Origin of the sequence: Shewanella insulae (assembly GCF_009831655.1) — a bacterium.
Lineage (GTDB): Bacteria > Pseudomonadota > Gammaproteobacteria > Enterobacterales > Shewanellaceae > Shewanella > Shewanella insulae.
Map to the genome: position 1 here is coordinate 18,198 of NZ_WRPA01000016.1, position 13,149 is coordinate 31,346.

Annotated in this window: 9 protein-coding genes; all 9 read right to left on the reverse strand. The window is 54.1% G+C overall.

The window, feature by feature from the left end:
• Positions 1-235: 235 nt before the first annotated feature.
• Positions 236-2,050: an acyl-CoA dehydrogenase gene (locus GNT65_RS15880; RefSeq protein WP_160797979.1), complete on the reverse strand. Its 1,815-nt coding sequence runs from the start codon at positions 2,048-2,050 to the stop codon at positions 236-238.
• A 217-nt stretch (positions 2,051-2,267) separates the two neighbouring features.
• Positions 2,268-4,187, reverse strand: a complete 1,920-nt coding sequence (locus GNT65_RS15885; RefSeq protein ID WP_160797981.1) for a CocE/NonD family hydrolase — start codon at positions 4,185-4,187, stop codon at positions 2,268-2,270.
• A 283-nt stretch (positions 4,188-4,470) separates the two neighbouring features.
• The gene (locus GNT65_RS15890) at positions 4,471-6,978 is read right to left on the reverse strand and encodes a TonB-dependent receptor (RefSeq protein ID WP_160797983.1); all 2,508 of its coding nucleotides are present in this window, start codon (positions 6,976-6,978) and stop codon (positions 4,471-4,473) included.
• Between the two features lie 920 nt (positions 6,979-7,898).
• Positions 7,899-8,843, reverse strand: coding sequence for a carbon-nitrogen hydrolase family protein (locus GNT65_RS15895; RefSeq protein WP_160797985.1), 945 nt, complete (start codon positions 8,841-8,843; stop codon positions 7,899-7,901).
• A 365-nt stretch (positions 8,844-9,208) separates the two neighbouring features.
• Entirely contained in the window at positions 9,209-10,288 is a 1,080-nt protein-coding gene (gene dinB, locus GNT65_RS15900) for a DNA polymerase IV (RefSeq protein ID WP_160797996.1), read from the reverse strand.
• Between the two features lie 190 nt (positions 10,289-10,478).
• Entirely contained in the window at positions 10,479-10,946 is a 468-nt protein-coding gene (gene bfr / locus GNT65_RS15905; RefSeq protein ID WP_041509078.1) for a bacterioferritin, read from the reverse strand.
• A gap of 10 nt (positions 10,947-10,956) precedes the next feature.
• The gene (bfr, locus tag GNT65_RS15910; protein WP_160797998.1) at positions 10,957-11,430 is read right to left on the reverse strand and encodes a bacterioferritin; all 474 of its coding nucleotides are present in this window, start codon (positions 11,428-11,430) and stop codon (positions 10,957-10,959) included.
• 300 nt (positions 11,431-11,730) lie between these two features.
• On the reverse strand, positions 11,731-11,955 hold the full coding sequence (gene nqrM, locus GNT65_RS15915; RefSeq protein WP_011866671.1) for a (Na+)-NQR maturation NqrM: 225 nt from the start codon (positions 11,953-11,955) through the stop codon (positions 11,731-11,733).
• 168 nt (positions 11,956-12,123) lie between these two features.
• On the reverse strand, positions 12,124-13,140 hold the full coding sequence (locus GNT65_RS15920) for an FAD:protein FMN transferase (RefSeq protein ID WP_160798000.1): 1,017 nt from the start codon (positions 13,138-13,140) through the stop codon (positions 12,124-12,126).
• Between the last annotated feature and the right edge of the window lie 9 nt (positions 13,141-13,149).

Below are 13,149 nucleotides of genomic sequence, written 5' to 3' on the forward strand. Positions count from 1 at the left end.
CTGGCACTGGCGTCTTCAATGCCTGCGCCCCCTCCCACTATCACTTCCCACTATCACCTATTCAGTTCCCCAGTCAGCTCACAACTCGGCGCCGACAGCGGGCTGCCAGGGTAACCTGTGCACTCGAGCAATACCTTGGCGCCAGATAGCAAAATGCCAGTCGGTGAGCACACGCGACTGGCATTGTTTGCTATGAGTTATCTAAGGCCACGCCTTAGGCAGCCCTTGAGCAAGCCTAGGCCTGAAACCAGGCGTCCTGCATATCGAAGGGCACACTGTTATAACTCTCCAGCAGGGCGATCTGCGGGTCGATCTCAGGTAGTTCCCACTCCAGGTAGTAACGTGCCGCCTGCAGCTTACCTTGGTAGAAGTTAGCGTCATCGACAGACAGAGAGCCCTCTTCGGCCAACTTGGCCGCGGCGATATTAGCCTGTTGTAGCCAGATCCAGCTGGCGGTGATGCGGCCAAACACGTCCAGATACAGGGTGGCGTTGGCCAGGCCCAGATCAGGGTCTTTGGCCAGCATGGGCAGCAGCACGGCATTGAGCCTGCTTAGTTTGCCAAGCGCCGCGAGCAGGGAATTCCCCATCTCGGCCGTCGCCTCTCTTGTGGCGGCCTCGGCGGCGGTGGCTTCCACCGCCTTCACGAACAGCTCATAGGCGGCCATGTTCCCCATAGGCACCTTGCGCCCCAGGATATCCAGGCCATGGATCGCCTCCGTGCCCTCATGGATTGGATTGAGGCGGTTGTCGCGATAATACTGCTCCACCGGATACTCGCGGATATAACCCGAGCCACCGAGCACCTGAATGGCCAGATCGTTGGCCTTTAGGGCGTACTTTGAGGGCCAGGACTTAACGATGGGCGTCAGCAGGTCCAGCAGCATGAAGGCCTGCTGACGAGCCTCTTGGGTATCCGCCGTGTGACTATCTTCAAACAGCGAGCTGGCATACAGACACAGCGCCAGCGAGCCTTCCACATAGGCCTTCTGCGCCAGCAACATGCGGCGCACGTCGGCATGTTGCACGATAGGGATCTGCTTGGACTCAGGATCTTTGTTCGATGGCAGACGTCCCTGGGGACGCTCACGGGCGTATTCCAGGGAGGCATTGAAGCCCTGGTAGCCCAGCACTGCCGCCGTGCTGCCGACAAAGATGCGCGCCTCATTCATCATCTGGAACATGTAGGCCAGCCCCTTGTGAGGCTCGCCGACCAGGTAACCCACGGCGCCGCCCTTCTCGCCAAAAGACAAGACGGTAGAGGTGGTGTTGCGAAAGCCCATCTTATGCAGTAGACCGGCCAGGGCCACGTCGTTGCGCTCCCCCTGGGAGCCATCGTCATTGACCAGGAACTTAGGCACGATAAACAGGGAGATCCCCTTGACGCCGGCAGGCGCGCCCTCGATCTTCGCCAGGGTCATATGAATGATATTCTCTGTGATGCTCTGATCGCCACCGGAAATAAACATCTTCTGGCCCGTGATCCGGTAGCTGCCGTCGGCCTGTGGCACCGCCTTGGTGGTGATATCCGCCAGCGCCGAGCCCTGACCCGGCTCTGTCATCGCCATGGTACCGGCGAAGCGGCCCTCCTGCATGGGGGGAATAAATTTGGCCTTCTGCTCATCGCTGCCAAAGCTCTGGATCAGGTTAGCCGCCCCCAGGCTCAGGCAGGGATAGCCGGCGGTGGCGGTATTGGCGGCGCTGAAGTAGGCCATCGCGGCGCGCAGTATGATCTCTGGCAGCTGCATGCCGCCGTCTTCGAAGTCATAGTGGGCGGCCAGAAAGCCTGCGTCGGCAAAATGATCCCAGGCCTCCTTGGTTTCCGGGATCATCTGCACCTTCTCACCGTCAAAGGTCGGCTCCTGCTCGTCCCCTTTATGGTTGTGATTGGCAAAGTATTTCTCGGCGATGGTTTTTGCCGTCTCCAGGGTAGCGTCAAACACCTCGCGGCTGTGCTCGCAATAACGGGGCCGCTGCAGTAGTCCTTCTGTGTCCAGGAATTCGTATAGCAGGAAATCCATGTCGCGGGCATTGAGTAGTGGTACTGTCATAAAGAAACTCCATTAACGGCTGCGAAAGTTGGCCTTGTGAACCGCACTCTGGCACAAAGCCCTCACGAGTGAGGGCGCTGTGGCGCGAAGGCAAGCGCTGCCCGGCCGGTATAACCTGGGTATCCTGGCCTGTGCCGATACCCGATATACTCAGTAAAATCTGTGATGAAACGGCGGCATTATCTCCGTCGTGTCATCATCCATTAGGATTAGCACGCTACATCAGTGGCAAGGCGATTTGCGATGCCTTGGCACCACCGACGCTTAAGGAGAGCTGCGCCTCGGGATAAGGCGGCGCCTCCATATTGTCTTTGTCAGCGCCCATGATGGCGACCCGCAGACGATTGCCTTTATTGATGCGATGCACCACGGGCATGATGTCGAAGTTGGCTTCGACCACCTCCCCCGGCGTCAGCAGTTGCTCATCTGCTTTTAAGGCGCGATGCCAAGGGATATCCAGGTTATTCCAGGGCGCCTTATGCTCCTTGCGCAGAGAAAGCCTCAGATTGCCTTCTGTGATGTAGTTGGAGCGACCATCGACGTCCACCTCTTCCAGCAGGGCATAGACATCGGCATCCGGCGTGCTGGCCGAGACGAAGAGTTTGACCAGCGGAATGCCGGCGATCACCATATCCTTCTCAAGGGGCAGCGTCGTAAAGGTCAGCGAATGGCCATCATTGGCCGCCATATCCGGATAGTTCACCTGAGTGCCAAAGTTGGAATCCCAGCGAGTTGCCGTTCCTGTGGTGGTCAGATTATTGACCTGATAGGCCAGTAACGCGCTGGCATCAGGCTGCTGAGTCGACAGAACCGGCACCTGAGTAGAAAGCAGGTGATCTGTCACCAAACCGCTCTTGGCGCTGGATTCGCCAAAATAGAAGCTGGTGCGCGGCTTGTTGAGAGGGAACTGGGACAGGGAGATCCACTGCCACTGCTCGCGCATGGTATCCACCTCGGCCACATGAATTTGCGGCTCATCCATCACGCCGTTTTTGATCCCCTTCAACCAGTAATCGAACCAGCGCTGAAACTCGGCGCCATATACCCTATCACGCTCCAGCTTTTCGGCCTGGTTATTGGTGATGTGAGACCAGGGACCAAAGGCCATCTTCTGCGGGCCGTGATAGTTTTCGAAATGCACTAATGTGTCAGTGGTGTAGGGATCATGCCAGGAACCGAAATGGTAGATGGCCACGCCAGACTCGTTGAGGGCCACGTTTATCGCAGAGGGCATATCCTTATACCAATCGAACTCGGGCGCGGTAGCGTCGCGCAGCTTCGCCGCACCAAGTGGCGTTATAGGGTCGAAGTTGGTGGCATGATCCTTCACGGCAGCCGCCGCCAAAGTACCATCTGTGTCGGCATCCACCGGCGTGGGCTTACGCTCCTTATCCAGGTACTGGGTGCCCTTGCCCCAACTCTCTAGCAGATCCTGACGCAATATGCCGCCACGACGAACCGCGTCATAGAGGTTAAAATAACCGTTTTCCGGGGTAATGGCCTTAAGCGCCGGATGCTTGGTGCTGGCGGCCATGTACTGGCTAATTCCCATATAGGAGAGGCCATACATGCCAATGTTACCGTCGCTGAACGCCTGCTTGGACAACCAGTCGATGACATCATAGGCATCGCGGGTCTCAGGCGCGCTAAATAGGCCCTGATAACGCCCGAAAGAGGCGCCGCCACCGCGCACATTTACACTCACAATCACATAGCCGTGCCTGGCGAGACGCTGCAAGATGGCATCGTCTTCTATATTGGTGACTCCCGGTTCAAACTCCCTGTGGTAGCGCGAATAGGTCCAGAGTACAGGCAGCTTTTCCTGTGTCACCACGCCCTGGTTGGCCGGACGCGAGATATCCGCCGCCAGCCGGGTACCGTCCCGTGTGGTGATATACTCAGAGCTGGTCACCCAGCCGTCGAAACGCTCCTGGGAATAGCCTTTGTAGTGGCCAAAGCTGGACACCTTCTTATGTTCCTTATGAGCCTGTTCGCTCTGCCCAGACTGGTTTGTTGCAGACTCGGCCGCGGCGATTGGCACTATGATTGGCGTAATAGTAACGCCTGCCGAAATCGTCAACAGGCCGGCGGCCAGCCAGCAAGCGGCGCGCTGTGGTTTTCCCCTAACTTGTTCCATGTCTCATTTCCTATCTGTTATTGATCTTATTGCGCTTACACCAACTTAAGCCATCTCCCCCCAAGGGCTATCCCTTAGCGCAGAGTTATCCCTTAGCGCAGAGTTATCCCTTAGCGCAGAGTTATCCCTTAGCGCAGAGTTATCCCTTAGCACAGAGTTATCCCTTTCTGCCTCGCCTTCGAGGCCTGGCGATGCAGACACATCGCCAGGGAAGGAATAAAAAGCGGCTCCCTGACGACAGTGTGCAGTCTTTAAGTCAGGGACGCCGGGGAAAAGCTTTGCTTTAGTAGTTGTAAGACAGGCTTACTCCAAAGGTTCGCGGCGCGTTATATTCGCTATAGCCACTGTCCAAACCATCCAGGTAGAAGCTGGTACGATAGGTCTTATCGGTCAGGTTGCGCCCCCACAGTGCCACACTCCAATTATCATCGGGACTGAATATTTCCATTCTGGCGTTGACTAAGGTATTGCCTTTTTGCCGATAAATAGGCTCATTAGACACAGACAGCCAGTAGTCATCCTTGAAGGAGGCATCCAATTGCACGAAGCCGTCCAGGTTAGCATTCAGGTTAAAGTGATAACGGGCGATCAGGTTGCCACTGAACTTAGGCGCGTTATTGAGTTCATTGCCTTGAATGTCGATCACTTCACCGAAGATGTTGGTGATGCCGACGTCCGCAGACTCAAACTTGTTGACCCTATCCACCTCGGTATCGAGCAGGCCGATAGCGGCGCGGATCTCTAAGTCCTCGGTCGCCATCCAGCGCAGATCCAGTTCGGCGCCCTGCATGATAACGTCACCCAGGTTACGCAGGCCGTTAAAGACGCCACCGGTTGATTGATCGACCTCCTGAATAGCCGACTGGAAGTCACGGTAGTCGTAGTAGAAGGCCGCGCCGTTGAGCTGAATGCGATAGTCTTCCAGCGTTGACTTGAAGCCCAATTCGACGCCGTTGTTGCGCTCCGGCTTGTAGGGGCGGATGGCATTTGGATTGGTCAGGAAGCCACCGAAGAAGCCGCCAGACTTAAAGCTGCTGCCCACACTGGCATACAACAGGGTATCCGGGGTGACCTTCCAGTCGAGGTTAACTTTCCATGACGGGTCACTCTCGTCATAGTGAGACTTATTAGCGCGCGCCAGATCGTAACGGCCGGTTACTGGGTCCCAACCAATGAAGTTGGCGCAGTAGGTGTCGCTGTCTGGGTCTGTGGTATTCAGACCATTTACGGTACAGATCCAGGTACCGTCGTTGACAAACACGTCGCCGACATAATCCTTCTTCTCCTGGGTGTAACGTAGATCCACTGTGGTCGACAGGGTATCGCTGATGGCATAGGTGAACTGGGCATAGCCTGAGGTCACCTTAGTGTCCTGGGTATAGGCCATGGTGCCGCACCCAGGGAATTGCACCCAGTCGGCATAGACGTTGGCGGCAAAGGAGCAGTTTCTCAGGTCGTCCAGGTTATCCTCGGCGTACACCAGACCCAGCATCCAGTTGAAATCGCCACCATAGTTGGACAGCAGGCGCAGCTCCTGGCTCCATGAGCTGGTATCAGAGTCATACTGGGTGACATACATCTCGTTGAGGTCACCACCATTGAGACGGCCATAGTCACGGCTGGCTTGCTCCCAGGCCTCTTGATCCTGACCTGGGCCCATGCCGACAGAGCCGACACCATTGCGATGCTTAAACTGCATCTGGGTGTAGTTAGTGATCGAGGTCAGCGAGTAATCGGAGAAATCCCAGTTCATGTTTAACGACACCGAATGGTAGGTGTCATCGTTAGGATGCACCCTGGCATCGGCGCCGCTGTATGGGTCGCCATCGGCGCTGGCGCGGTTCATGTTGATACAGCTGGCATCCGGGATACCGGTTTGCAACACGGCGTCACAATAAGCCGGCGTACCATCCTGATTGTAGGGAATATTCATCGACGGCAGGCCAGGGAAGTCCGCTAGCGGTCCCTCCCAGTAGGCGTTGCTGTCTAATAACCCTGTGACCTCGGGGATCGACGCCTCTGAGGTGTCACGGCCATAGGTATATCTGAGATCTGCCGCAAAATAGTCTGTGGGTTCGAGATGCAATGTAACGCGGGCCTGCTGCTTATCTTTGCCACCCTGGTCGCGATTCAGATAGGTGTTGTAGTAATAGCCATCGTTGGTTTCAGACTGCACGGCGAGGCGCACAGCGGCGATCTCCCCCAGTGGCAGACTGGCGCCGGCGCGGATGTTGAGCGAGTTATAGTTGCCGTAATCCACCGCGACATTGGCTTCCGTGGTCTCAAGCTCTGGTCGCTTAGAGGAGAAAGAGATGGCGCCGCCGGTAGAGTTACGTCCATACAGACCGCCCTGAGGCCCCTTGAGCACCTCTACCCTATCGGTATCAAACATGGCGAAGGCGCTATAGATGCCATAGGGCTGATAGACGTCGTCAACGACCACTGCCGTGTTAGGTGTATTGTTAGTGTTGTAGTCCTGTAGACCCACACCACGGATCACGAAGATGGGGATGCCGCTATCGTCTGAGACGGCGACCTCCATGTTGGGGATAAATTCCGCCAGGGCCGATGCCTGATAGGCACCGAGATCTTCTAGCTCATCGGCTTTAAACGCGGAGATCGCGATGCCGACATCTTGCATACGTTGCACACGTTTCTGCGCCGTCACCTCGATGACTTCAAACGCGCTGGCCTTCTGATCCTGTGATTCTTCTGGCGCCTGCGCTTCTTCAGCAAAAACTTGCCCTGAAATAGCCCCAAAAACGGCCATAGCCAAACAACTCAGCTTCATGTTGCTCCGACTTACTGCTGCTCGGGAGCGTAATAAGTGATTAGTTTTAATGTACTTTTCCATCATCCTATCCTTCCTTTATTACGTTTTATATTTATTAGGATGTTGGCGATGTGGAAATCAGCCGCACCTCCCTACCGAGTCCTGCACTAACTGCAATATTTATTGCCACAGCACCTATTCCCCCCGCGGTACATCAGGCCACAAACATAAGCAAAGACTGTTAGAATCGAGTATATGGAGCGCGTTACCAATTTTTAAATTTATTATAATGATTGTGCAACATTCATAATGGTGATGATGAATCATTCATCTGCACCCATAGCTCCCCTAAAAACCCCTATCCCTTGAAGGGGCTCGTTTTTTAAGCAAATCAGACTCTGCCACACCTGGACAAACCTAATGAAAGAGAGAGGAAAACAGCCCCATGATTGGCCCAAATACCGTGCTCATCCGAGCTGTTACAAAGAGTTAAAGCCAGTTCGACATTTAAGACAAAGGCGAGAGACTAAGACTTTAGACAAGACAGAAGAGTTTTCTTGATGAATAAGCCATAAGAAAAGGCCACAAGCAAAGGTAATAAAAAAGCAAATAGATAAAGGCAAAAGGAAAAGACCTGCAACCAGGCACTTTTTATTGGTATACACCAAGGAACTCGTTGCTTAAGAGTCGCGTTAAATAGACTCGAAAGACGCTACTCTATTGAAATCTGATATTTACCAGACTCTGGTATTTGGGCTCTGATGTTTGGACTCAGCTATTTGGGCTCAGGTATTTGAAAGCTTATGGAATACCAAGCCGCACGGTGCATCAATTGCCTGCCGCTGATAAACAGTAAAAAGTGTCGTCTTCGAGCCCACTCACTAATCTCTATGCTCTCAAAATCTATGCACTCAAAGGCTCCGCAACATAAACCACCGTTAGTCCGTTTCCTTAAAAACCGTCGGCGCCCGACGTGTCCTATCGACATGCAGCTCAAACACATCCGGGCGCGAATAGTGCCCGGCGACATCGAGCGCCCGTTTCGAGGTGGCCGCCTTCTCCACCTCGATGTCGGCGATGAGCATGCCCTTCTCTCTCGACAGCGGCCCTGAGACTATCTCGCCGCTCGGCGACACCACCACCGAATCCCCCGGATTGATCCAGGTTTCATCGACGGGATAGAGTTGGTCGAGATTGGGAAAGTCTGCTGGCAGATCTTGTCGCTCCAGCGCGACGCCACAGGAGAGCACCCAGCACTTCCCCTCTCTGGCTATGTGTTGCATGCTGCCTATCCAGGCCGCACCGCTGTCATAGGTGGGCGCTATGTAGATCTCTACTCCCTGGGAATAGAGCGCATATCTGGCGAGGGGCATGTAGTTCTCCCAGCAGACCAGGCTGCCGATCCTGCCTACCGGGGTATCGATAACATTAAGGCCGTGGCCGTCGCCTATTCCCCAAACCATGCGCTCAGGGTTGGTCGGCATGAGTTTACGGTGATGATTAACCAGCTGACCTTGGGTGTCTATCGTTACCACAGAATTGTAGAGGGTCGATTGACTGTTGGCATTGTCTCTCTCATTCATGCCGCAGACGACAGTCACGCCGTTTTGCCTGGCGGCCTCTTGCAACGGCTTGAGATCCTCTGTCGACAGATCGACGCTATTTCTCAGCAGCCTGGCATGCAGCTCCTCACAGATCCCCCAGTCACCGCCGGGCCTCAAGCGCCATATCCAGGCAGGATAGCCGGGAATAAAGGCCTCGGGAAACACGATAAGCTCGGCGCCCTGGTTGGATGCCGAATTTACCAGGCCAACCGCCTTGGCTATTGTGCCTTGCTTGTCCAGCACACAAGGCGCCTCTTGAATGATAGCTATCCTCTTCATAGATCGCTCCTTTTCATAGATCGCGCTTTTTAATCAAGAATAGAGATAACCCTCAGTATAGTTTGCCCAACCCCAGGTTTCGTGAAATCCCCCCGCTCACATTGCACAAGCAGCGAAAACAATCCATTGGAAATAAAAAAGGTCAAATCGAAGAGATAGAAGTACAGGTGTAAGCAGGCTTTTGGCCCTCGGCGACAGGACGTCGCCGTGGAGCGTATAGGGACATATTCACCGCGAGTCAAAAGTGTGCTTGCACAACCCCCGCCGGGCAGGCGTTAGATTGCCATGAAGATAAAACCTTCAAATATCTAACCAGTCGCAATAACCGTCAAAGCTACGAGCTAAAAAGGTTAATAGGGTTAACGCTAAAACCCGAGATCCATCTGGGCCCCATGCTCTTCCCCATCGGCCCCAGCTCCCACGGCCTCACTCTCGAGTCCAACCGACACCCCGAGCAGGCGAATGCCTCTGCCGGCGCGGCGCTCCAGTGCCTGAGTGAGCAGGTCGTAAAACAGCTTCACCGATACCTCGTCGCTACGCTGCTCTATGGTGGTCTGCTTGAAATCGTCAAACTTAAGCTTAACCACCTGCTTATGAATGCGGCGCGACTTGGCGCTGCGACTGATACGCCCGGACAGCTCCTGGATAAGCTGGGGCATCACCGCCTGGCACTGCTCATAGGTATAGATATCTTTGGCGAGCGTGGTCTCTACCCCAACCGATTTGCGCTCCCTGTGCGGGGAAATGCCGCGGGGGTCTATCCCCTGCGCCCTGTCGTAAAGCACGCCACCAAACTTGCCGAAGCGATCCGCCAGACTCTGACGGCTGCAGGCCTGCACGTCGGCGCAGGTGTTGAGCCCCATGGCTTCGAGCTTAGCGGCCGTCACCTTGCCGACGCCGGGTATCTTAATCAGCGGCAGGGTCTTCACAAATTCGGGGATCATCTGTGGGGTGATCACATACTGGCCATTAGGCTTGTTGAGATCCGAGGCGATCTTGGCCAGAAACTTCACCGGTGCGATACCGGCGGAGGCGGTGAGTCCGGTAGCCTCGAAGATCTCCCGACGAATCGCCTCGGCAATTAATGTGGCCGAACCCTGATGCCGGCTACAATCGCTGACATCCAGATAGGCTTCATCCAGCGACAACGGCTCGATTAATTCGGTATAGCGGGCAAACACCTCACGGATCTGCGCCGATACCTCCTTGTAGACTGACATACGCCCGGGCACCAGAATGAGATCCGGGCAGAGCTTGAGGGCATAGGCGGAGGCCATGGCCGAGCGCACACCAAACTTGCGCGCCTCATAGTTACAGGTGCTGATGACGCCGCGGCGATCGCTGCGTCCACCCACGGCGATAGGCTTGCCCCTAAGCTCGGGAAAATCACGCATCTCGACCGCCGCAAAGAAGCAGTCCATGTCTACATGAATAATCTTTTTCACCTTAATACCTCCATCGCCAAGAATACTGTACATTTAAACAGTATTCAATCACTTCCCGAGCGGTTGATAGCCTAAGCTCGAATAGCAGGCAATAAAGCATTGAATGACAGGCAGCAAAAAGCCACCTTGAGGTGGCTTTGTCTCGATTTCATCTTTGATGACTAAGGTGAAGCGGCGCGCCTTGGGCCACTTACATCTTAGACTGAAGGTAGTTCTGCAGACCTATCTTGTCGATGAGGCCTAGCTGTTTCTCTAGCCAGTACATATGGTCAGATTCGGTCTCTTCCAGTAACACCTCTAGCAGCTCACGGGAGACGTAATCTTGTTTCTCCTCGCATAGGGCGATGGCTTCACGCAGGTTAGCCGCCACCTGATACTCATAGTTGAGGTCGTTCTGCAACATCTCCTGGGGATCTTTACCTATGTTCAGCGCCTCGCGACTGGCGACATCCGGCTTACCCTCGAGGAACAAGATGCGCTGAACCAGCTTCTTGGCGTGTTCGCGCTCGTCGTCAGACTCATGAGAGATACGCTCGTGCAGCTCGTCAAGGCCCCAATCTTCATACATCAAGCCGTGGACGAAATATTGATCCATCGCCGACAACTCACCGGTAAGCAGCTTGTTGAGGGTGTCGATCACTTCCTGATTGCCTTTCATGCTTCTCTCCCTATTCCGATTCTATCTGCGACTGCAGGTAATTTTGAATGCCCGTCATCTTAATCAGATCTTGCTGCGCCTCGATCCAGTCCAGATACTCCTCCTCATCTTCGAGCAGGTCTTCGAGGATCTCGCGGCTCACATAATCTCGCTCTGTCTCACACAGGGCGATCACGCTGCGCAGTTCGACCAGCTGCTCTTCGAGCATGGTCTTGTCGCACTGCAACATCTCTTCCGGGTTCTCACCTATGCGCAGCTTCTCAAGCTGTTGCAGATTAGGCAGCCCTTCGAGAAACAGTACCCGCTCGATCAGCTTGTCGGCATGCTTCATATCTTTGATCGACTTCTTGTAGCACTTCTCATTGAGCTCTTCCAGACCCCAATTTTTGTACATGCGTGCGTGCAAAAAGTACTGGTTGATGGCCGTCAATTCGAAGGTCAGTATCTTGTTTAACTGACGAATGACGTTCGGATGACCCTTCATTTGATCTCCTTAGTAAGATTTGATCTAAATCAATATTTAAGCCTAGAGCAATTTTCACCCAATTACAAATAAACATTAAGTTTCAATCAGTTATCAAAGAAAATCGTTCTCATTCGCGCTTTGATTACCAAGGCGATTAAAGATAATAAATCCAGAGTGTTAAGACCGATAATAAGCACAATGCGCTAAGGTAGAGATGAGACTAGGTGAAGGCGAGTCTAGGTGAATAGTGATGAAAAACAGGGGTAACAAAAAAGGCCCCGAATGGGACCTTTAATAATGACGCCTCACAGGCGTGGGCTAGATGATACGATCTTTGGCCAGCTTCTCGCGACGGGCCTCTTCTTCGGCCATCTTCGCCTTACGCTTATCGCATGGATCGTCACAATCACAGGCCTTCTCGATACCCAGGGCACCCAGACCACCGCAGCTGCCGGCAACCGCCTTCTGCTTCACCAGGTAGCCGATAGACATAAGAACGAAAAACAGTAGTAATACCACAAAAGCCGCTAAAAAAGTGCTCATCACTGACTCCAGATACACATAAGTGGCTGTTTCGCTTATGTGTCTAACCATTCGCTAACTAGTCGACTAGCTCGTTGGCAAGCTATTCAACCGACATGCAAGACTGCATTTAAGAGTGCGCCTAGCCACTATATTAAGCGGGCCGGCGCACCGATGGACGCTATTCTATCACAAACCCACGTAGGGCTTAAAGGCATCGCTATAGTAGACCTTGAAACCTTGCGCTTGCTTCTCGATCAACATAATAGCCAGATGCTCACGCTCGGCCAGCGCCAGCGAGGCCTCTGTGCCCAGCACCATCATGGCGGTAGCGTAACCGTCGGCGATCATGCTTTCCTTGGCCAACACGGTAACCGAGGCTAGCTTATGGTCGATCGGGTAGCCATTGCGCGGGTCGATAATATGAGTGAAGCGTTGTCCCTCTTCCTCATAGTAGTTGCGATAGTCGCCCGAGGTTGCCATGGCGATGTTTCTAAGCTCCAGCAACTGCTGCACCACGCGCTCATCCTCATCGGGCTGCTCTATGGCGATAACCCAAGGGCTGTCGTCGGCCTTGACGCCATATAGGCTGATCTCACCGCCTATCTCCACTAGGTAGCCTTTGGGCTGATACTTACTCAGCAGCTTAGCCACCTTATCTACTCCAAAGCCTTTGGCGATGGAAGAAAGGTCAACATACAGAGCCGAGTTAGTCTTGCTCAGCTTGAGGCCATCGACATTGAGATACTCGATACCCGTCTTGGCCTTGGTCTCGGCGATCAGCTCGGCGCTCGGCACGCGAGTCGGTCTCTTATCGGGACCGAAGCCCCAGAGGTTCACCAGCGGGCCTAGGGTGATGTCCAGAGCACCATCTGTCTTACGGTAGAGATCGATACCCGTCTGAACAACCTTGGCCGTGTCCGGCGATACTACCAGGCTAGATTCGAGCGTCATCTGATTGAAGCGAGACAGCTCTGAGTCTTTGCGGTAAGTAGACATCTGATCGTTTACCTGCTCCAGCGCGAGATCGATCTCCGCCTGCAGCAGCTGCTCGTCGGGCATCTGTTTGCCGCCGACAAATTTGATGTGATAGGTGGTGCCCATGGTCTGCCCAGACAGGGAGAGCATCTTCACTGGTTGGCTACAGGCCGAAATAAAAAAGGCTAGTCCCGCCAGGACTAACCCTTTGATAAAGGTCTTATACATATTGACCAT

Coding starts and splice junctions, on each gene's coding strand:
- GNT65_RS15880 (WP_160797979.1), bottom strand. CDS start 2,050: ATGACAGTACCACTACTCAATGCCCGCGACATGGATTTCCTGCTATAC.
- GNT65_RS15885 (WP_160797981.1), bottom strand. CDS start 4,187: ATGGAACAAGTTAGGGGAAAACCACAGCGCGCCGCTTGCTGGCTGGCC.
- GNT65_RS15890 (WP_160797983.1), bottom strand. CDS start 6,978: ATGAAGCTGAGTTGTTTGGCTATGGCCGTTTTTGGGGCTATTTCAGGG.
- GNT65_RS15895 (WP_160797985.1), bottom strand. CDS start 8,843: ATGAAGAGGATAGCTATCATTCAAGAGGCGCCTTGTGTGCTGGACAAG.
- bfr (WP_041509078.1), bottom strand. CDS start 10,946: ATGAAAGGCAATCAGGAAGTGATCGACACCCTCAACAAGCTGCTTACC.
- bfr (WP_160797998.1), bottom strand. CDS start 11,430: ATGAAGGGTCATCCGAACGTCATTCGTCAGTTAAACAAGATACTGACC.
- nqrM (WP_011866671.1), bottom strand. CDS start 11,955: ATGAGCACTTTTTTAGCGGCTTTTGTGGTATTACTACTGTTTTTCGTT.
- GNT65_RS15920 (WP_160798000.1), bottom strand. CDS start 13,140: ATGTATAAGACCTTTATCAAAGGGTTAGTCCTGGCGGGACTAGCCTTT.